Annotated in this window: 17 protein-coding genes; 14 read left to right on the forward strand and 3 right to left on the reverse strand. The window is 65.4% G+C overall.

Going from position 1 to position 19,814, the window contains the following annotated elements:
• Nucleotides 1-11 precede the first annotated feature (11 nt).
• The 5 genes from PVW49_RS20890 to PVW49_RS20910 all read left to right on the forward strand — a co-directional run bounded on the left by PVW49_RS20890 (nucleotide 12) and on the right by PVW49_RS20910 (nucleotide 4,526).
• Nucleotides 12-530, forward strand: coding sequence for a TRAP transporter small permease (locus tag PVW49_RS20890; RefSeq protein ID WP_274591480.1), 519 nt, complete (start codon nucleotides 12-14; stop codon nucleotides 528-530).
• Between the two features lie 112 nt (nucleotides 531-642).
• The gene (locus tag PVW49_RS20895; RefSeq protein WP_274591481.1) at nucleotides 643-1,203 is read left to right on the forward strand and encodes a carboxymuconolactone decarboxylase family protein; all 561 of its coding nucleotides are present in this window, start codon (nucleotides 643-645) and stop codon (nucleotides 1,201-1,203) included.
• A 108-nt stretch (nucleotides 1,204-1,311) separates the two neighbouring features.
• On the forward strand, nucleotides 1,312-2,967 hold the full coding sequence (locus PVW49_RS20900; protein WP_274591482.1) for a flavin-containing monooxygenase: 1,656 nt from the start codon (nucleotides 1,312-1,314) through the stop codon (nucleotides 2,965-2,967).
• Nucleotides 2,964-3,764, forward strand: coding sequence for an SDR family NAD(P)-dependent oxidoreductase (locus tag PVW49_RS20905; RefSeq protein ID WP_274591483.1), 801 nt, complete (start codon nucleotides 2,964-2,966; stop codon nucleotides 3,762-3,764). Before PVW49_RS20900 ends, PVW49_RS20905 begins: the two co-directional genes overlap by 4 nt.
• 15 nt (nucleotides 3,765-3,779) lie before the next feature.
• Nucleotides 3,780-4,526 carry an SDR family NAD(P)-dependent oxidoreductase gene (locus tag PVW49_RS20910; RefSeq protein ID WP_274591484.1) on the forward strand — a complete coding sequence of 249 codons (747 nt, stop codon included), beginning with the start codon at nucleotides 3,780-3,782 and terminating at the stop codon, nucleotides 4,524-4,526.
• Nucleotides 4,527-4,540: 14 nt separating this feature from the next.
• On the opposite strand, the gene PVW49_RS20915 is transcribed toward PVW49_RS20910, so the two are convergent.
• Nucleotides 4,541-5,515, reverse strand: coding sequence for a LysR substrate-binding domain-containing protein (locus PVW49_RS20915; RefSeq protein WP_274591485.1), 975 nt, complete (start codon nucleotides 5,513-5,515; stop codon nucleotides 4,541-4,543).
• 103 nt (nucleotides 5,516-5,618) lie between these two features.
• On the opposite strand from PVW49_RS20915, the gene PVW49_RS20920 reads away from it, so the two are divergent.
• From PVW49_RS20920 to PVW49_RS20950, 7 genes are all read left to right on the forward strand, one after another.
• Nucleotides 5,619-6,758 (forward strand): C4-dicarboxylate TRAP transporter substrate-binding protein, encoded by a 1,140-nt coding sequence (locus PVW49_RS20920; RefSeq protein ID WP_274591486.1) that lies wholly within the window; start codon nucleotides 5,619-5,621, stop codon nucleotides 6,756-6,758.
• Between the two features lie 225 nt (nucleotides 6,759-6,983).
• Nucleotides 6,984-8,177 (forward strand): acetyl-CoA C-acyltransferase, encoded by a 1,194-nt coding sequence (locus PVW49_RS20925; protein WP_274591487.1) that lies wholly within the window; start codon nucleotides 6,984-6,986, stop codon nucleotides 8,175-8,177.
• The gene (locus PVW49_RS20930; protein ID WP_274591488.1) at nucleotides 8,174-10,279 is read left to right on the forward strand and encodes a 3-hydroxyacyl-CoA dehydrogenase NAD-binding domain-containing protein; all 2,106 of its coding nucleotides are present in this window, start codon (nucleotides 8,174-8,176) and stop codon (nucleotides 10,277-10,279) included. The genes PVW49_RS20925 and PVW49_RS20930 overlap by 4 nt, the downstream gene beginning before the upstream one ends.
• A 4-nt stretch (nucleotides 10,280-10,283) precedes the next feature.
• Nucleotides 10,284-11,468: an acyl-CoA dehydrogenase family protein gene (locus tag PVW49_RS20935; RefSeq protein WP_274591489.1), complete on the forward strand. Its 1,185-nt coding sequence runs from the start codon at nucleotides 10,284-10,286 to the stop codon at nucleotides 11,466-11,468.
• A 3-nt stretch (nucleotides 11,469-11,471) separates the two neighbouring features.
• The gene (locus PVW49_RS20940) at nucleotides 11,472-12,596 is read left to right on the forward strand and encodes an acyl-CoA dehydrogenase family protein (RefSeq protein WP_274591490.1); all 1,125 of its coding nucleotides are present in this window, start codon (nucleotides 11,472-11,474) and stop codon (nucleotides 12,594-12,596) included.
• Complete coding sequence (locus PVW49_RS20945; protein ID WP_274591491.1) at nucleotides 12,589-14,400, forward strand: enoyl-CoA hydratase-related protein; 1,812 nt, start codon at nucleotides 12,589-12,591, stop codon at nucleotides 14,398-14,400. The genes PVW49_RS20940 and PVW49_RS20945 overlap by 8 nt, the downstream gene beginning before the upstream one ends.
• A 137-nt stretch (nucleotides 14,401-14,537) precedes the next feature.
• Nucleotides 14,538-15,974 carry an NAD-dependent succinate-semialdehyde dehydrogenase gene (locus tag PVW49_RS20950; protein ID WP_274591492.1) on the forward strand — a complete coding sequence of 479 codons (1,437 nt, stop codon included), beginning with the start codon at nucleotides 14,538-14,540 and terminating at the stop codon, nucleotides 15,972-15,974.
• A 124-nt stretch (nucleotides 15,975-16,098) separates the two neighbouring features.
• On the opposite strand, the gene PVW49_RS20955 is transcribed toward PVW49_RS20950, so the two are convergent.
• Nucleotides 16,099-16,779 carry a 3-oxoacid CoA-transferase subunit B gene (locus PVW49_RS20955; RefSeq protein ID WP_274591493.1) on the reverse strand — a complete coding sequence of 227 codons (681 nt, stop codon included), beginning with the start codon at nucleotides 16,777-16,779 and terminating at the stop codon, nucleotides 16,099-16,101.
• Nucleotides 16,776-17,495 (reverse strand): 3-oxoacid CoA-transferase subunit A, encoded by a 720-nt coding sequence (locus tag PVW49_RS20960; RefSeq protein WP_274591494.1) that lies wholly within the window; start codon nucleotides 17,493-17,495, stop codon nucleotides 16,776-16,778. Before PVW49_RS20960 ends, PVW49_RS20955 begins: the two co-directional genes overlap by 4 nt.
• A gap of 113 nt (nucleotides 17,496-17,608) precedes the next feature.
• Here PVW49_RS20960 and PVW49_RS20965 point away from each other — a divergent pair, with 113 nt between their 5' ends.
• Both PVW49_RS20965 and PVW49_RS20970 read left to right on the forward strand, forming a co-directional pair.
• Nucleotides 17,609-18,367, forward strand: coding sequence for an IclR family transcriptional regulator domain-containing protein (locus PVW49_RS20965; protein ID WP_274591495.1), 759 nt, complete (start codon nucleotides 17,609-17,611; stop codon nucleotides 18,365-18,367).
• A gap of 131 nt (nucleotides 18,368-18,498) precedes the next feature.
• Nucleotides 18,499-19,647 carry a C4-dicarboxylate TRAP transporter substrate-binding protein gene (locus PVW49_RS20970; RefSeq protein WP_274591496.1) on the forward strand — a complete coding sequence of 383 codons (1,149 nt, stop codon included), beginning with the start codon at nucleotides 18,499-18,501 and terminating at the stop codon, nucleotides 19,645-19,647.
• Nucleotides 19,648-19,814: the final 167 nt, after the last annotated feature.

Raw genomic sequence — 19,814 nt, forward strand, 5'->3', positions numbered from 1 at the left:
GAGTTTGAACGATGTACTTGATTGGCCGCGCGATGGCCGGAATGATCCGGGTTCTGACCTGGGTGGGCATGTTGGCGATCATCCTTATGATGCTTCAGATCACGATCGACGTGGCGGGCAAGTTCCTGTTCAACGCGCCCATTCCGGCGACGATCTCGATGGTGTCGAGCTATTACATGGTGGTGGTGGCCTTCATCCCGCTGGCCTATGTCGAGACCCGCAACGAGCATATCACCGTCGAGGTGGTAACCGAGTTCCTGCCGAAGACCGCGCGCTACCATCTCTACTCCTGGACCTACCTCGTGTCGGCGGTGGTTTTCGGGCTGCTGGCCTACAAGACCTGGCAGGAGGCCGGCAATGCCTACAACGCTGGCTCCTTCATGATCGAACAGGGGTTCAAGGTGATCACCTGGCCGTCCTACTACCTGCTGCCCATCGGCACCGGGCTGATGACGGCGGTGCTGATCTATCGCTGGCTGGTCTATATCACCGGCGCCAAGAGCGGCCTCGGCGAGGCCCCCACGGTCTGACGCCCTCGCGCGTCCCATCTTCACAACCAGGATCGCGGCAGCTGGCTGCGGTCCCGCCGCCCCGGATCGGCCTTGTCCGGTCCTGCCGGCGAGAACTCATGGAACATCGCACATGTCGCCCCGTCTGAACCCCCATACCCCCGAGACCATGACGCCGCGACAGCGGGAGATCCACGATGACATCGTCTCGCGCCGGGGGCGTCTGGGCGGGCCGTTCCCGGCCTGGCTGCGCAATCCGGAGCTGGCCGAATGCGCCCAGAAGCTCGGGGCCTATTGCCGCTACGATTCCAACCTGACGCCGCAGATGTCCGAGCTTGCCATCCTGGTGGTCGCGCGGCACTGGACCGCCTCGGTTGAATGGGCGATCCACGCGCCGATTGCCGAGCGTGTCGGGGTGCCGGCCGCAGCCATTGCCGCCATCCGCGACAATGATCAGCCCGAGTTCGACGATCGGACGTCCCAGGTCATTTACGCCTATGCCAGCGAGTTGCTCAGGACAACGCGGGTGAGCGATACGCTGCACGAACGCGCGGTCCAGGTGATCGGCGAGCGCCGCACCGTCGATCTGGTGGCGCTGATCGGCTACTACAGCCTTGTCGCTCTCACGCTGAATGCCTTTGACATGCCGTTGCCGGCCGGGGCGTCAGACCCCTTTGCGCCGCAGAGCCGCTGACCCCATGACCCGCGACCCCAGCGCCGCGCCGCGATTTTCGCCCCGAGGGGCACAGGAACAGCTGCACGCCGAGGCGGGCGGAGATGAACACAGGGAGGAGAGCCGGAGATGAATAGCCAAGATCTCGACGTAGTCGTTGTCGGTGCCGGGTTCGGGGGCATGTACCTGCTGCACCGGTTTAGCAAGATGGGCCTGAAGGCCCGGGCCTTCGAGGCCGGTTCCGACGTCGGCGGAACCTGGTACTGGAACCGCTACCCCGGTGCGCGGGTCGACGTGGAAAGCATGCAGTATTCCTATCAGTTCGACGAAGAGCTGCAGCAGGAATGGGACTGGCCCGAACGCTATTCGCCGCAGCCGGAAATCCTGCGCTATGCCCGCCACGTGGCCGACCGTTTCGATCTGCGCCGCGACATCCAGTTCGACACCCGAGTCCAGGCGGCGCATTACGACGATGCGACACAGGCCTGGGATGTCACCACCGATGACGGCAAGGTGACGCGGGCGCGCTATTTCGTGCTGGCGGTCGGCTGCCTGTCGTCCTTCAACAAGCCCGACATTCCCGGTCTCGAGGATTTCGAAGGCAACACCTATTTCACCGCGCAATGGCCGCATGAGCCGGTGAATTTCACCGGCCAGGATGTGGCAGTGATCGGCACCGGCTCGACCGCGATGCAATCAAGCCCGGAGATCGCCAAGCAGGCCAAGAGCCTGACGGTCTGTCAGCGCACCGCCAATTACTCCATCCCGGCACAGAACCGGCCGCAGGATCCGGAATACGTCGCCTATGTAAGGAAAAATTACCCCGAACTGCGCGCCGAGGCCAAGACGCTTTACGGCGGGCTGCTTGACGACTTCGGCGAAGTCCGGGCCGTCGACACCCCGCGCGAAGAGGTCGAAGCCGAGCTGGAGCAACGCTGGAAGAAGGGCGGGCTGACCTTCCTCGGCGGCTTTTCCGACATGCTCTATGATGAGCGCGCCAATGTCATCGCGGCCGAGTTCGTCAAGGCCAAGATCCGTTCGATCGTCAAGGACCCCGAGACCGCCGAACTGCTCTGCCCCAGGAACATCATCGGCGGCAAACGGCTCTGCGTTGACAACGGTTTCTTCCAGATCTTCAACCTGCCGCATGTCAGCCTGATGGACGTCGGCAGCAAACCCATCGAGCGGATCACCCCGCGCGGCATCCTGCGCGGCGGCACCGAGCACCGGTTCGACAGCATCGTCTATGCGACCGGCTTCGACGCGATCACCGGCAGCTACCTGCGGATCGACATTCGCGGCCGCGACGGGCTGAAGCTCAAGGATCACTGGGATGCCGGGCCGCGCACGTTCCTCGGCATGACGGTCTCGGGCTTTCCCAACATGTTCATGGTCACCGGGCCCGGCAGCCCCAGTGTGCTGACCAACATGCTGCCGTCGATAGAGCTGTCGGTCGAATGGCTGACCGACGCCATCGCCGCGCTGCGCAAGGCCGGCAAGACCACGATGGAAGCCACGCCCGAGGCTGAGGCGTCCTGGGTGGCGCATGTCAACGAGGTCGCCCAGGGCAGCCTCCGCTCCAAGGTCAAGAGCTGGTACAACGGCGGCAATATCCCGGGCAAACCCTCGGTCTTCATGCCCTATATCGGCGGGCTCCCGGCCTATCTTGAGAAGTGCAACGAGGTGGTGGCCGCAGGCTATCGCGGCTTCAAGATGACCGGAGCGCCCCGCCCGGTGGCGCCACCGCCGCAAAACCCCGTGACGGCAGAGGAACAGACCACATGAGGCTCGAGAACAAGATCGCCATTGTCATCGGCGCCGGCCAGTCGCCGGGGACAACCGTCGGCAATGGCCGCGCCACTTGTCTGCTCTTTGCCTGTGAAGGCGCCAAGGTGGTGTGCGTTGACCAGGACTTGGCCAGGGCCGAAGAGACCGCCGCTGCGGTGCGTGCCGAAGGGGGCGAAGCGGTGGCGGTGCGGGCCGATGTCACCTCCGAACAGGAGCTGGCGCAGATGGTCGAGCAGTGCCGCGACACCTACGGGCGGATCGACATCCTCGATTACAACGTCGGCATCAGCCTTGCCGGCGGTGACGCCAAGCTGCCGGACATCACCGAAGAAGCCTTTGACCGGGTGATGGCGGTGAACCTGCGCGGCAACATCATGGCCTGCAAGCACGTCGTTCCGGTGATGCGGGCGCAGGGTGGCGGCTCGATCATCAATATCTCGTCGCTGGCGGCAATCGAGAAGAACCCGATGGTCGCCTACAAGGCCAGCAAGGCCGGGATGGTCGCCTTTACCGAACAGCTGGCGATCACCAATGCGGCCTATGGCGTGCGCGCCAATGCGGTGCTGCCGGGGCTGATGGACACGCCGATGGCCGTCGACACCCGCGCGCGGATGTGGGGCCAGAGCCGCGAAGAGATCGAGGCCGCGCGCAACAAGCGGGTGCCGCTGCGCAACAAGATGGGCACGGGCTGGGATGTTGCCTATGCCGCGCTTTATCTGGCATCCGACGAGTCCGGCTTTGTCAGCGGCATTTCGCTTCGGGTGGATGGCGCGGCCGGTGTCAATGTCGGTTAGGGCAGGGGGCCACAGATGAACTTGCACGACAAGGTGGTGCTGGTCACCGGAGGCGGCACCGGCATCGGCGCGGCCATCACCCGTCGTTTCGTGGCAGAGGGCGCGGTGGTCGTCATCGGCGATATCGACACCGGGCCGGCAGAGGCCCTTGCCGCCGAACTGACCGCAACGGGACCGGGCCGTGCCTCTGCCATGGCGCTCGACGTAGCTGAGGCAGAGGCCTGGGGCGTCGTTGTCGCCCAGATCACCGCGCAGCACGGCGGCATCGACGTGCTGGTCAACAACGCGGGGATCTACCAGAACCTGCCGCTGGAAGAGATCGGCGAAGACGACTGGGACCAGATGATGGCCGTGAATGCCAAGGGGCCGTTCCTCGGCACCCGGGCGGTGATGGCGGCGATGCGCGCGCGCGGTGGCGGCGCCATCGTCAACGTCTCGTCCATGGCCGGGATCACCGGCAGCCGCTCGGCGCATTACGCGGCCTCGAAGGGGGCGGTGCGGCTCTTGACCAAATCGGTGGCGTTGGCCGGCGCGCCTGACATCCGCTGCAATTCGGTCCATCCCGGCATGGTCGAGACCGAGATGGCCCGCGCCGCTGTCGAGGCGCCCGGCGCCCGCGGAGGCCGGCTCGCGCGCATCCCGATGGCGCGCTTCGGCGATCCGTCGGAGATCGCCAACGTGGTGGTCTTTCTGGCCTCCGACGAGGCTTCCTTCATGACCGGGGCAGAGATCGCCGTTGACGGTGGCTGCGCCGTCGCTTGACCTGACAGGCCGCGCTAGATCAGCGCGGACAAGTCTGCCTCGGGCACGGGCGGGTCCCACCGGTCGGCGTTCGAACGGTTGCGCGACGCGGTCTGAATCGCCCGGATCATCAACTCGATGGCCGGTTTGAATTCGACATCCTCCTTGCGCAGGATGCCCACCGGGCTGACGCTGTGCGAAGTGTCGATGGCCAGCGCCTTGAGGTCACCCATGGCAATCTCTCGCGCAAAGACCCCGGCGGGCACCACGCTGATCGCATTGGACTCCAGCAGAAGCGCTCGGATGAATGCCGGGGCCATGGCAACCACCCGGTCGGGAATGTCATCGACCAGCCCGATCGAGGCGATCAGCCGCGCCACATGGGCGTTATCGCTCGGGCTGTTTTCCGGCAGGATCATCTCGTAGCGCTTGAGCAGGGAGCTGTCGCAGGGGCTGGCGTCGGCCAGCGGATGGCCGGCGCGCACGACAAAGGTGAAGGGCTCGACATAGAGATGCTCGAAGGTCAGCCCGACCATCTGGTCCAGCGCAGGCATGTGCCCGACCACCAAGTCGATGACATCCTCCTGCAACCGGTCAACGAGGTATTTCAGCGGCCCGGTCGAGATCTGAATAACCGCGGTGTCGACCTCGCGTTGGACCTGGTTGACCGCGGCTGGCAGCAGGCCAGTTTCGCTCGACGGCATGGCGCCGATATGGACGTGCCACTCGAGCTGGGAATGCGCCGCCATAACCGTGTCGACCGCGCGGTCCAATTCCATCAGGCAGGCCGCCGCGCGGGGCATGAAAACCTCGCCCTGGATGGTCAGCTTGACGCCGCCGCGGCCGCGCTCGATCAGCTTGGTGCCGAGGATAGTTTCCAGTTCTTTCAAGGTCTTGGTCACCGCTGGCTGGCTCAGCGACAGCACTTCTGCCGCGGCGCTGATGCCACCGGAGCGGAAGACGGCCATGAAACCGCGCAGGTGTCTCAACTTCAGGCGATGGTTGATCATAGTATTACTTCTTGGCCAGTAAATGGCCCCTATATTTCATGTTACATAAGCAAACATTTACCTATACTCCCTGTCAAGCGGCATCACTTTTGGGAGGAAAACGATGGTACTTCGTAACTTGGTCCTGGCACTTGGGGTGGCGACAGCGGGTCTGTCGGCGCAGGAAGTCGGGGCGAAATCCCTGACCCTGGCGGTCGGCGTCGGGCCGAAAAACTCGATCACCCTGACGATGCAGGGCTTCGCCGATTACATGGCCGAACACACCGACATCGACATCAAGATCTATCCCCTGTCGCTGCTGAACCTCAAGGAAACCCCGCCGGGCCTGCGCGACGGTCTGGCCGACATCGGCTTTGTCCTGACACCCTATTATCCCGCCGAATACTCCGAAATGAACCTCGCGGCCAACCTCGGGATGCTGTCGACCGCCGGCGTTCAGGTGGCGAGCCCCGGGGCCGCGATTGCCGGTGCGATGTCGGAATACGTGCTCAACTGCCCGGAATGCCTGGCCGAGTTCAAGGCGCAGAAACAGGTCTACCTCGGCAGTGGCATCGGCTCGACCTACATGATGCTCTGCACCGCGCCGGTGCAGTCGGTGGCCGACATCAAGGGCAAGAAGTTCCGCTCCGGCTCCGACAACTTCTCTCGCTGGGCAGAGCATTTCGGCGGCATCGCCGTGTCGCTGCCCGGCAACGACCAGTATGAGGCGATGTCGCAGGGCGTGATCGACTGCACCATGGCCTCGGCCACGGAGCTGACCAATTACTCGCTTTTCGACGTCACCAAGTCGGTGACCCTGGGCATCCCCGGCGGCAACTTTGCCGGCGTGGCCACCAACAACTTCAACGTCGACGTCTGGAAGGAGCTGACCGACGATGAGCGCAAGGCCGCACTGATGGGCTCGGCCCGCTCGGCGGCGGACCTGACCTGGCGCTACTACATGGACAGCGAACGTGACCTGACGGCGGCGCCTGAAAAGGGCATCACCGTGCTCGAACCCAGCGCCGAGGTACGGGCCATGTCCGATGCCTTCGTGATGGAAGACCTGAAGGTCATCGAAGAGCAGTTCACCAGCGGCTACGGGCTGATCAACGTCGGCGAGAAGATCGCAGAATTCAGCCGGCTGGTGGAAAAGTGGAAGGGCCTGACCGCCGATATCGGTGGCGATCAGGAAGCCCTGGCGCAAATCTACTGGGACGAGATCTTCTCCAAGGTCGACCCCGCCACCTACGCGATGAACTGAGACCACCGAGACCCCTGAGGACGGCTGCAGCTTCGGCTGCGGCCGTACCTCCAACTCCCCCAGCCTTGCCAGGACCGGACCCGCCCTCTCATCGCGTGAGAGCGCCTGATGTCGTGCGCCGGTCGGGGAATGACGGCCCGCGCGGCCCCAACCACAGCAGGCCCGATGCAGCCATGGGCGCTGCCGCAAACGATCCGCCGACGCGCGGCGAACAAGAGGTAAGTGATGCTTGACGCATATGTATACGACGGGCTGCGCAGCCCATTCGGCCGCCACGCCGGAGCCCTGTCGGGCATCCGCCCCGACGATCTGGCCGCCCAGGTCATCGCGGCGCTGGTCGCGCGGTCCGAGTTGTCGAGCGATCAGATCGAAGAGGTCGTCCTCGGCAACGTCTGCCAGTCCGGCGAAGACAGCCGCAACGTCGCCCGATTTGCCGCGCTTCTGGCCGGCCTGCCGATCGAAGTCGGCGCGCAGACCGTGAACATCCTCTGCGGTTCCGGCATGGCCTCGGCCCTGCATGTGGCGCGGGCGGTCACGACCGGCGAAGGCGCGCTTTATGTCGCCGGCGGGGTCGAAAGCATGACCCGCGCGCCTTTTGTCGTGGCCAAGTCGGCCTCGGCCTGGGAACGCGTGCCGCGGATGTATGACAGCACCATTGGCACCCGCTTTCCCAACCCGAAATTCGCCGAGGCTTTCGGCGATTTCAGCATGCCGCAGACCGCAGACAACCTGGCCGCCGATTTCGGCATTTCCCGCGAGGCCTGTGATGCCTTTGCCGCCGATAGCCAGCGCAAGTACGAAGTCGCCCGAGCCGAGGACTTCTTTGCCGACGAGATCCTGCCGATCCGGATCGAGGGCCGCAAAGGCGCGGTGACCGAGGTCTCGACCGACGAACATCCCCGCCCCGAGGCCGCCGATCCGACGCGGCTGGCGCGGTTGCGCAGCCTGTTTCCTGGCGGTGTCGTCACTGCCGCCAATGCCTCTGGCGTCAATGACGGGGCCGGGGCGCTGATGATCGGTGCCGGTGACCTCGGGCCCAAGCCACGCGCGCGCATCCTGTCGGGCGCCGTGGCTGGCGTGCCACCGCGCATCATGGGCATCGGTCCGGCGTATGCGGTGCCCAAGGCGCTTGCCCGCGCCGGGCTGAGCCTTGACGACATGGACCTGATCGAGATCAACGAAGCCTTTGCCAGCCAGGCGCTGGCCTGTTGCCAGGCGTTGAACCTCTCGCCCGAGGACAGCCGTCTGAACCCCAACGGCGGCGCGATTGCCGTGGGCCATCCGCTAGGCGCCTCGGGCACGCGCATCCTGCTGTCGGCCATCCGCCAGCTGGAACGCAGCGGCGGGCGCTATGCCTGCCTGTCTATGTGCATCGGCGTCGGGCAGGGCATCGCCATGGTCATCGAGCGCTGCGAATGAGCGCGCTTGTGACAGAAGACCGCCCCGCCGTCGTGCAGAGCGAGGTCGTTGGTGAGACAGGGCTGATCTGCCTCTCGCATCCGCCGGTCAACGCGCTGGGCGCGGCGGTGCGGCAGGGGCTGGTGGCCGAGGTCACCCGCCTCAATGCCGACCCTCGGGTCAAGGTCATCGCGCTGATGGGCGCAGGCCGGGTGTTTTCCGCCGGGGCTGATCTGGCCGAGTTCGGCAAGTCCGTTCCGCCGCCGACACTGCCAGACGCGTTGGCCAAAGTTGCCGAAAGCCTGAAGCCTGTGATTGCCGTGTTGCACGGTGTTGCCTTCGGCGGCGGGCTGGAACTAGCGCTGGCCGCGCAGTTGCGCATCGGGCTGCCGGGGCTGCGGCTGTCGCTGCCAGAGGTCAAGCTGGGCCTGATCCCCGGCGCTGGCGGCACCCAGCGTTTGCCCCGGGTGATCGGAACCGCCGCCGCCGTCGACATGATCTGCTCGGGCCGCGAGGTCGTGGCAGAAGAAGCGCTGGCACTGGGCCTGGTGGACCATCTCGCCAACGGCAGCCCGCGCGAGTCCGGTCTCACCGCCGCGCAAGCGGTGTTGGAAGGTCAGCTTTCACCACGCAGGACCGACAGTCTCGAAGCGGTCCCGGACCCCAAGGCCATCGAAGCCGCCCGTCAGAAGCTGCTCTCCCGCCAGCCGGTCCTCGCTGCGCCCCTCGCGGCGCTCGAGGCGATCTACCTGGCGAGCGAAGTCGATGTCGCCGAGGGCATGACGCAGGAGCGCGCCGGGTTTCTCAAGCTGCGGGATGGCCCGGACCGACAGGGCTTTGTGCATGCCTTCCGCGCCGAACGCGCCACGGCGAAGATTCCCGAAGCCACGCTGCCGGCCCGGGAGATCGCCACGGTTGGCGTGATCGGCGGCGGCACCATGGGCGTGGGCATCGCCACGGCGTTTCTGATTGCCGGTCTCTCGGTGCGTCTGATCGAAACCAAAGAGAGCCGCGCCGCCACCGCGCGCGCCAATATCCTGCGCAATCTCGACGGAGCCCTCACGCGTGACAAGCTCGATGCCACTGCCCACGTGGCGGCCACGGCGGCGCTCACGACCTCCACCGAGTTGGAGAGCCTGGCGGCGATGGACCTCGTTATCGAGACGGTCTTCGAGGACATGGCGGTCAAGACCGAGATTTTCGGCAAGCTCGGCCGCATCTGTGGCCGCGACACGATACTCGCCACCAATACGTCTTATCTCGACATCAACGAAATTGCTGGTGCTACCGACCGGCCCGAGGCGGTCATCGGCCTGCATTTCTTTTCGCCTGCGCATGTGATGCGCCTGATTGAGGTGGTCGTCGGCGACCGAACCGCGCCCGAACTGGTCTCGACCGCCTTTGCCTTGGCGCGGAGGATGCGCAAGGTGCCGGTGCGGTCCGGCGTCTGTGACGGCTTTATCGGCAACCGGATCCTGGCGGGATTTCGTAAGGCGACCGACTATCTGGTGCTTGACGGTGCCGGTTTCGATCAGGTCGACCGCGCGCTCGAAGGCTTCGGTTTTGCCATGGGGCCTTTTGCGGTCTCTGACCTCGCCGGGCTCGACATCGGGCTCTTCACCCGCCGCCGCAAGGCCGCAACCCGTCCGCTGCAGGAACGCTATTCCCGGGTCGCCGACCGGATCGCCGAGGCCGGCTGGCTTGGGCGCAAGACCGGGCGCGGGTATTACCTCTACGAGGCGGGCAAACGCACCGGCGTGAACCCCGAGGCTGCGCAGATCCTCACTGAGGAACGCGCCGGAGAGGGCATTACGCCCCGGGCCTTCACTGATCAGCAGATCATCGACCGCTGCATGACCGCGATGATTTCCGAGTCGATCCGCGTACTCGACGAAGGCATCGCGCCGCGGCCGATCGACATCGATGCGGTCAAGCTCTTTGGCTACGGGTTTCCGCGCCACTTGGGCGGGCCGATGAACCTGGCCGACCGCATCGGCGCGCCCGAGTTGCTGCGCCGGATCGAGTCCTATGCTCAGGAGGACCGCCACTTCTGGCAGGTGCCGGACCGCCTGCGGCAAATGGCGGCCATGGGCGAGACCTTCGCCGCACTGAACGAGGGCTGAGCCGATGGATTTGCGCTATTCCGAGGCCGAGATTGCCTTTCGCCAGGAGGTTCGCGACTTCCTCGCATCCGAATTGCCGCGCGACATCTCTGACAAGGTGGCGCAGGGCCGGAGCCTCGCCAAGCAGGATTACGAGCGCTGGCATGCCATTTTGAACCGCCGCGGCTGGCTCGCCGCGACCTGGCCCGAGGCGCATGGCGGCACCGGCTGGGCGGTGACCGAGCGGCATATCTTCAGCGAGGAATGCGCCTTGGCTTCGGCGCCGCGGCTGGTCAGCTTCGGGCTGGTGATGCTGGGGCCGGTGCTGATCGAATTCGGCACCGAGGCGCAGAAGGCGCATTATCTGCCGCGCATCCTCGACGGCAGCGACTGGTGGTGCCAGGGCTATTCCGAGCCCGGCGCGGGATCGGACCTCGCTAGCCTAAAGACCCGCGCCGTGCGGGACGGCGATCATTACGTGGTCAACGGTCAGAAGACCTGGACCACCCTGGGCCAGCACGCCGACTGGATTTTCTGCCTCGTGCGCACCGCGACCAAGGGCAAGCCGCAGGCGGGTATCAGCTTCCTTCTGATCGACCTGAAAACGCCGGGTGTCAAGATGCGCCCGATCCGGCTGATCGACGGTGGCCGAGAGGTCAACGAGGTCTTCCTGACCGACGTGCGCGTGCCGACAGGCAATCTCGTCGGGGCCGAGAACGAAGGCTGGACCATCGCGAAATACCTGCTGTCGCACGAGCGGACGAATATCGCCGGTGTCGGGTTTTCGACCAAGGATCTCGAGCGGTTCTATCGCCTGGCCGCGACCATCCAGCGCGACGGCCAGAGCGTGCTGGACAATCCGCTGATGGCGCAGCGCGCCGTGGAGCTCGAGGCCGATCTTGAGGCGATGCGCGTCACCAACCTGCGCCTTCTGGCCAAGGCCGCCGTGGGGGGCGCCGGCGACTACCGAAGTTCGCTTCTCAAGATCAAGGGCACGCAGATCAGGCAGGAGCTGCAATCGCTCTACCGCGCGGCGCTGGGGCCAATGGCCGCGCCCAACGCCGATGACCTGTCGGACGCGGATCTGGCCGTCCCGGTCGAGGCCGCCCGCGCCGCGCCGGTCTATTTCAACCACCGCAAGCTGTCGATCTACGGCGGCTCGAACGAAATCCAGCGCAACATCGTCGCCAAAGAGCTGTTTCGGGAGTGAGCCATGCAATTTGACCTGAGTGAAGACCGCCGGATGCTCGCCGACATGCTGCGCCGCCTGTTAGCGCAAGACGCGGGGCTGGAGCGGCGCAATGCGGCGGCGTATGTTGCGCCGTATCACGCGCCGGGCGACTGGCAGACCCTGGCTGAGCTTGGGGTGCTGGGGGCGTTTCTGCCGGTGGCCCAGGGCGGCTTTGGCGGCACCGCCGGCGATATCGCCGTGGTGTTCGAGGAGGTCGGGCGCGGGTTATGTCCCGAGCCGTTGCTCGGCGCGCTTCTGTCGCTGCCGCTCTTGGCGCGGTTCGGGCAGGACGATCTGGTCCGGCAGATCATCGCCGGAGAGGCGCGCTCGGCGCTTGCCTTTGCCGAGCCCGGGCTGACCTGCGATCTGTCAGTGACCGAGACGCGCGCTGAAGTGGCGGGCGACCAATGGCGGCTGACCGGGCGCAAATGCGCAATCTACGGAGCGCCGGGCGTGCGGTTGCTGTTGGTCACCGCCAGGACTGCGAAGGGTCTTGGCCTCTTTCTCATCAAAGATCCCAAGATGATCGAGGCGGGCATGGTCGACGGCGCCGGTATCGCCGACCTGATCCTGCAGGCCACCCCGGCGGTCTGCCTGTGCGACGACGCCGGTCCCACGGTCGAAGGCGCGCTGGACCTCGGTCGTATCGCGCTCTGTGCCGAGGCAGTGGGGGCGATGGATCGGTTGGTCGAAATGACCGTCGATTACATGAAACAGCGCCGCCAGTTCGGCAAACCGGTGGCCGCCTTTCAGGCGCTGCGGCACCGGGCGTCAGACATGGTGATGGAACTGGAGCAGGCGCGGTCGATCGTAATCCGCGCGGTGGCCAGCCATGGCACCGCAGAACAGGCGCGCTGCGTCGCCATGGCCAAGAACCTGATCGGTCGGATCGCTCCGAAGATCAGCGAAGACGCGATCCAGCTGCACGGCGGCATCGGCTTGACCTGGGAATATCCCGGCGCGCATTACGCCAAGCGGCTGGTGATGATCGACCATCAACTGGGCGATCGGTATGACCAAGCGCTCCGGCTGATCGCGATGCGGCGGGCGGGTGAGCTGACCGAGGCCGATGAGGCGCTGGTTGAAAGAGAGGTCGTCGATGCCTGACGCCGCTCCCATCGGCCGCATCCTGAGCGAGACCCGCGGCGCTACCCGCATCCTGACGCTGGACACGCCCAGCAAGCGCAATGCGCTGGTTGCGGGGCTCTATCCGCAGATCATGGCGCAGTTGGCCGAGGCGGAGGGTGATCCGGCCACCGCCAATGTCATACTCACCGGAGCGGGCGGGTTCTTCAGCGCGGGCGGCGATCTCTCGGCGCTGGCGGGGCGGGCGGCGCTGTCTTTGCCCGAGCGCGAGGCGATCATCGAGAGCCTGCACGAGATGATCCGCCAGCTGCGCGACCTGTCGAAACCGGTGATTGCCGCGGTCGAAGGCGGGGCTGCTGGCGTCGGCGCCTCGCTGATCTTTGCCGCCGACATGATCGTCGCCGCCGAGGACAGTTTCATCTCGATGGCCTATGTTCGGGCCGGTCTGGTAACCGATGGCGGCGCGAGCGGGTATCTCGCTCAGGTGCTACCACCGCAACTGGCCAAGGAGATTGCGCTGCTGGGTGACCGTATCCCGGCGCCTCGGCTGGCCGAATTGGGAGTGGTCAACCGGCTCTGCGCCAGCGGCGAAGCTCTGGACGAGGCCTTGGCGCTGACCACACGCCTCGCCGATGGCGCGCGGTCGGCACAGGCAACGATCCTCGAACTGATCGACGCACCTGACAAGCCGGCCTTCAACACCAATCTCTACCGCGAGCGCCGCGCCATGGCCCGCGCGCTGGGTGGGGCCGAGGCCGCCGAGGGCATTCGCGCCTTTCACGACAAGCGCGCGGCGGTCTTTCCGGCTCCGGCCCCCCCGGCAGCGCAAGAGGACCCCGGATTTGACACCGCCATCACACGGCTCTTCGGCACCCGGTTGCCGATCGTGGCCGGCGGGCTGATGTGGCTGTCTGATGCCACCTATGTTGCGGCGGCGGCCCATGCCGGGATCATCGGCTTTCTCACCGCGGCCAGTTTTCCTGAACCGGAGGCGCTGCGAGCCGAAATTCGACGCTGCCGGGCGCTTTGTGGTGCGCGACCCTTCGGGGTGAACATCTCGATGCTGCCCAAGCTGATCGCCGAGGACCGGACTCGTGCGGTATTCGAACTGGTGGCCGAGGAGGGCGTGCGCTTCATCGAGACCTCTGGCCGCAGCCCGGAGCCCTATCTCAACATTACCCGCGCCGCCGGCATCAAGGTGCTGCACAAGAGCGCCAGTCTGCGCCATGCCTGCAAGGCCGAGGCCATTGGCGTCGACGCGGTCAGCATCGTTGGCGCCGAATGCGGTGGCCATCCCGGCACCGAGATGATCGGCAGTCTTGTGATCGCCGGGCTGGCGCCGGGACGGCTCTCGATCCCGTGGCTGATCGGCGGCGGGATCGGCACCGGGGCGCAGCTGGCCGGCATCCTTGCCATGGGCGGGGCGGGGGCGGTCGTCGGCACGCGGTTCCTGGTGGCCGACGAGATCTGGGCGCATGGCGACTACAAAGACCGGCTGGTCGCAGCGCTGGAGACGGACACGGCGCTCGGCATGCAGAGCCTGCGCAACACCGTGCGCGGCCTCGCCAACGAGACAATGGCCGAACTGGCGCGGGTCGAGACCGAGACGCCCGAAGTCACGATCCAGCAGCTGATGCCGCTGGTCAGCGGCCAGCACAGCCGCCGCGCCTATGAGACCGGCGACAGCAGCAGGGGCGTGCTCTCGGCCGGTCAGAGCCTTGGCATGACGGATCGCCGGGCGCCGCTGGCAGAGCTTGTGGCGCAGATGGAAGCCGAGCTGCGCGCCGCCGCGCGCGCGAGCCTGCACCTGTTCGAGCAGGCGTGACACACCGTCCTGCGTCCCCTGAGGGACGCGAGGAGATATCGCCGAATGGCGGCCCGGCAGAGCGGCGGTCATGGGGCCGCTGGCTTGCCGGGGACGTCATTCTCAACCGCAGATCCAAGCGTGAAAGCAGGCCAGACATGCCAGATTATCCAGAGCTCAAACTCTTCATCAACGGCGCATGGCGCGCGACGTCAGAGACCGAGCCGGTGCTTAACCCTTTCGATGGCTCGGTGATCGGCGGGACGCCGGTTGCCAACACCTCGGACCTCGACGATGCGCTCAACGCGGCCGAGCGCGGCTTCAAGGTCTGGAGTCGTACGCCCGCCGGCGAACGCGCCGCCATCCTGATGCGCGCCGCCGCGATCATCCGCGAGCGCGCCGACGAGATCGCGTATTGCAACACGCTCGACATGGGCAAGCCGCTGGGCGACAGCCGCGCCGAGGTGATGCGCTGCGGCAAGATCCTCGAATGGGACGCGGCGGAATCGCTGCGGATGTATGGCCGGGTCATCGAGGGCCCCGCCGGCTATCGCAACACCGTCTTTCGCCAGCCAATCGGCCCGGTCGCGGCGTTTTCGACCTGGAACTTCCCGGTCAGCACCGCCATGCGCAAGATCGCCTCGGCGCTGGCCGCCGGTTGCGCGCTGATCCTCAAGGCGCCGGAAGACACGCCTTCGGGCGCCTTTCACGTGACCCGGGTGTTCCGGGAAGCGGGGCTGCCCGACGGTGTGCTCAACCTGGTCTACGGCGTGCCGGACCAGATCTCCTCCTACCTGATCCCGCAGGACAGGATCCGGCTGGTGACCTTCACCGGCTCGACCGCCATCGGCCATCACCTCAACAAGATGGCGGCGGATCACATGAAACCGGTGTTGATGGAGCTGGGCGGCCACGCGCCGGTGATCGTCTGCGATGACGTCGACCCGGCGCAGGTGGCGACGCTGGGCGCGGCGCGCAAGTACCGCAATTCCGGCCAGGTCTGCACCTCGCCGACGCGGTTCTACGTGTCGGAGGGTCAGGTCGAAGCATTTACCGAAGCCTTCCTGACCAAGGCGAGATCCGTCGTCGTCGGCAACGGCCTCGACCCCGCGACGGAGATGGGGCCGCTGGTGCATGAGCGGCGCGTGACAGCGATGTCGGCGCTGGTGACGGACGCGGTCGATCAGGGAGCCGAGCTGCTGCTGGGCGGCAAGCGCAGAGGCAACACCGGGTTCTACTTCGAACCGACGGTGCTGGCCAATGTGCCCGACAGCGCGCGGATCATGCAGGATGAGCCCTTCGGCCCGATCGCGATCCTCAATACGATGTCCTCGCTCGACGATGGCATCGCCAAGGCCAACCGGCTGCCCTTTGGCCTGGCGGCCTACGGGTTCACCAATTCGGCGGCGAATATCGACCAGATGGTGCGTGAGGTCGAGGCGGGGCAGTTGTCGCTGAATACCTTTGACACCTCCTTGCCGGAGACGCCATTCGGCGGCGTGAAATCCAGCGGTTTCGGGCGCGAAGGCGGGGCGGAAGGGCTGAACCACTACACGGTGGTCAAGAACGTCGGCCATAAATCCGTGATCGGATGATGCCACACTCCGTCGGCTGCAGGGGTCGGTAAGGCGTGACCTTCCGCTATCCATGACCAAGAAAAAAAGCGGCACCGACCATGGGTTGATGCCGCTCTTTGCACGAAAGGGCCCGCGCCCTGCCTTATTGCACGATCAGCTCGGCAACCGCGCTGTCAACGTGCAGCTTTGCGCCGGTCACCCGTTGCAACTCATCAAACGACAAGGTCGCCAGCTTTTCCCGCAACACGAAATGTCCGTCTTCGATGTCGATCACCGCCAGCGAGGTGTAGACCCGCGTGACGCAGGCGACACCGGTCAGCGGCATGGTGCAGGCCTCCACCAGCTTGGGCGCGCCGGTGCGGGTCACATGGTCGGTCACCACCGCCACGCGCCGGGCGCTCTGCACCAGGTCCATGGCGCCACCCACTGCCGGCACCGCGCCGGAGCCGGTCGACCAATTCGCCAGATCGCCTGTCTGCGCCACCTGGAAGGCCCCCAGAACCGCTAGGTCCAGATGCCCGCCGCGCACCATGGCAAAGCTGGTGGCGTGGTCGAAGAAGGCCGCCCCGGGTTTCAGGGTGATGGCTTTCTTGCCGGCGTTGATCAGGTCCCAGTCCTCGGAGCCTTCCTCGGGTGCCTGCCCAAAGCCCAGCACGCCGTTTTCGGTGTGAAAGATCACGTCGCGACCGGGTACCTGAAAGCGGGCAATCTTTTCCGGGAAGCCGATGCCCAGGTTCACATAGGCCCCGTCCTCGATATCCTGCGCGGCGCGCCAGGCGATCTGGTCGTTGGTCAGCTTGATCTGGTCGAGCAGGGGGCTCATGCGGCGTCCTCCGGGTAGCAGCTTCGGCTGCGGATCAACAGTTCTTCCTGTTGCGGCTCTGCGACCTCGACCAGGGTGTCTACGAAGATGCCGGGCGTGACCACATGCTCGGGGTCGATGCCGCCCAGCGGCAGGATGCGCGACACCTGGGCAATCGTGTGGGTCGCCGCCATCGCCATGAGCGGGCCGAAGTTGCGCGCGGTCATGCGGTAGGTGAGGTTGCCCACGGTGTCCGCGCTGTCGGCCTTGATCAGCGCGAAATCCGCCTTGAGCCATCGTTCCTGCACGTACTGCCGGCCGTCAAACTCGGCCACCGGCTTGCTCTTGGCGAGATCCGTGCCAAAGGCCGTGGGGGTGTAGAAGGCCGGAATGCCCGCGCCGCCGGCGCGGATGCGTTCAGCCAGGGTGCCCTGCGGCACCAGTTCCAGCTCGATCTTGCCGGCGAGGTAGAGGTCGTGAAAGACCTTGGGATCGGACGACCGTGGGAAGGTGCAGATCATCTTCGCTACGATGCCCTGCTCGATCAGCGCCGCGATGCCGACGTGGCCGGTGCCGGCGTTGTTGTTCACCACGGTCAGACCGCGCGGCCTCTGATCGATCAGCGCGTGGATCAGCTCAACTGGCGAGCCGGCGCCGCCGAAGCCGCCGATCATCACCGTCGCACCGTCGTGAATGCCGGCCACGGCCGCCGCGATATCGCTTGCTCTCTTGTCCAATGTGATTTCCTCCCGAGGTCCACTTGCGGATCTGCTAGGGGCGGGGACGGCGCGTCGGCAAGGAGAATGTTCATATATTGATATTTGTTCACATCCTGAATACGATTAGTCGCATGTTGAACAAGACCGATACAATTGCCTCCTTCGCCAAGGGGCTGAGCGTGATCGAGAGCTTCAGTGCCGAGCGTCCGAGGATGGCGATCAAAGACGTGGCCGAGGTCACCGGTCTCGACCGGTCGACGGCGCGGCGCTGCCTGCTGACGCTGACGTCGCTGGGCTATGCCGAGTTTGACGGCAAGTATTTCACCCTCACGGCCAAGATCATGCGGCTGGGGATGGATGCGCTCTCCACGCTGCCTCTGCCCCGAACGGTGCAGCCCTGGCTCGAGCAATTGTCGGAGCAGCTGGGTCAGGCCTGTTCGGTCACTATTCTCGACGGCACCGAGGTTGTCTTTGTCGCCCGCGCCGCGAAGCGCCGGATCATGTCTGTGGGGCTGATGGTGGGCTCGCGCCTTCCGGTGCATTGCGCGGCGATGGGTAGGGTCATGCTGGCTGCGCTGCCTGAGGCGCAGGCGCTGGCGATCCTCGAGGCCTCTGACCTCTCGCCACGCACGCCCAAGGCGCTGACCCGGACCGAGGACATCATGGCGCGGATCGCCGAGGCGCGGGCCAACGGCTATTGCTTTGTCGATCAGGAAACCGAGATCGGCCTGCGGTCGCTGGCGGTGCCAATTCTGAACAAGCACGGCCAGACGGTTGCCGCGGTGAACACCGGGATGATCGCCACAGAAGAAGACCCGCAGGCAATCATCAGCCGCTGCCTGCCGTCGCTTCTGGCAATGCAGAGTTCGCTCAAGCGCGTCCTGCCCTGATTTTTCGGACCGCCCTGCCAGCCTTTCATATATAACTTTTCGTGCGGATTTCCGCGCGTGAATTCATTTTGCATAATGTCAGCTAAAGGCAATCATCCGGCAACAGTCTAACATCGATCAGGAGGAATCGAATGAAACTTGCGCCGTCGCTCAAGGCAACCGCTCTCACTCTGGCCCTGTCTCCCGCACTTGTCGCCGGGGCCGCCTCCGCCAAGACATTGAATGCCGCGATCGGCATGGGGCCGAAAAACTCCTCTGTCGCGGCCTATAATTCCTTTGCTGCCTATGTCGCCGAGCACACCGATATCGACATCAAGGTTTTTCCGATGTCGCTGCTCAGCATGAAGGAAACACCGCAGGGCATCCGCGACGGTCTGGCCGATCTCGGCTTCGTGGTGCCGGTGTATTTTCCGGCCCAATACAAGGAGAGCAACCTCGTCGCCAACCTCTCCATGCTGGCGACTTCCGGCGTCAAGGTGCCCAGCCCCGGCGCGGCCCTGTCGGGCGCGATGACCGAATATCTCTTCAACTGCACCGAATGCCTGGCGGAATATCAAAACCAGGGCCAGGTCTATCTCGGCAGCGTGTCGAGCCATGGGTACGACGCGCTCTGCACCAAGTCGATCCGTACGCTCGACGATCTGAAAGGTGCCAAGATGCGCTCGCCCGGGGGCAATTATTCCCGCTGGGCCGAGAGCATGGGCGCCGTTGCCGTCTCGATGCCCGCGGGCGACACCTATGAGGCGATGAGCCAGGGCGTCATCGACTGCCACATGGGCTCGGTCAGCGACCTGACCAACAATTCACTGGTCGATGTCACCAAATACGTGACCTTCGGCGTGCCCGGCGGCGCCTTTGCCGGGGTGGCCACCAGCAATTTCAACACCGGCGTCTGGCGCGACCTGACCGAGGCCGAACGCGCGGTCATCCTGCGTGGCGCGGCGCGGATGCAGGCCGAGATGACGCTGGGCTATTACGACCTGGCCCAGAAGGACGCCACCGGCGCGCCTGCGGCCGGGGTCGAGATCGTCGATGCCGACGCCGAGCTCGTCGCCGCCACGGATGCCTTTGTTCAGAAGGACCTGCCGGTGATCGCCGCGCAATTCGAGAGCGACTACGGCGTCGAGAACGTCGAGGCCAAGATCGGCGAGATGGTGCGCCTGGTCGAGAAGTGGAAAGGCCTGACGAAGGACCTCCCGGGCGACGTGGCCGGGCTGGAGCAGGTCTATTGGGACGAAGTCTTTTCGAAACTTGATCCCAGTACTTACGGGATATATTGAGCCATTGGCTCGTGGGCCGCGCATGTTGGGCAAGCCAGTGGCCTGCCCCCCTCGAGTGGTCCGATTTAATTGTTAGTGCGTGGTTGGCCTGAGCTGCTCCCCAACCTTGGACCGCCGGAAGCTGGAACTTTCCGGCACAATCCCGCGACAGTTCCAATGCAGACACG

Origin of the sequence: Marinovum sp. PR37 (assembly GCF_028807375.1) — a bacterium.
Taxonomy (GTDB): Bacteria; Pseudomonadota; Alphaproteobacteria; order Rhodobacterales; family Rhodobacteraceae; genus Marinovum; species Marinovum algicola.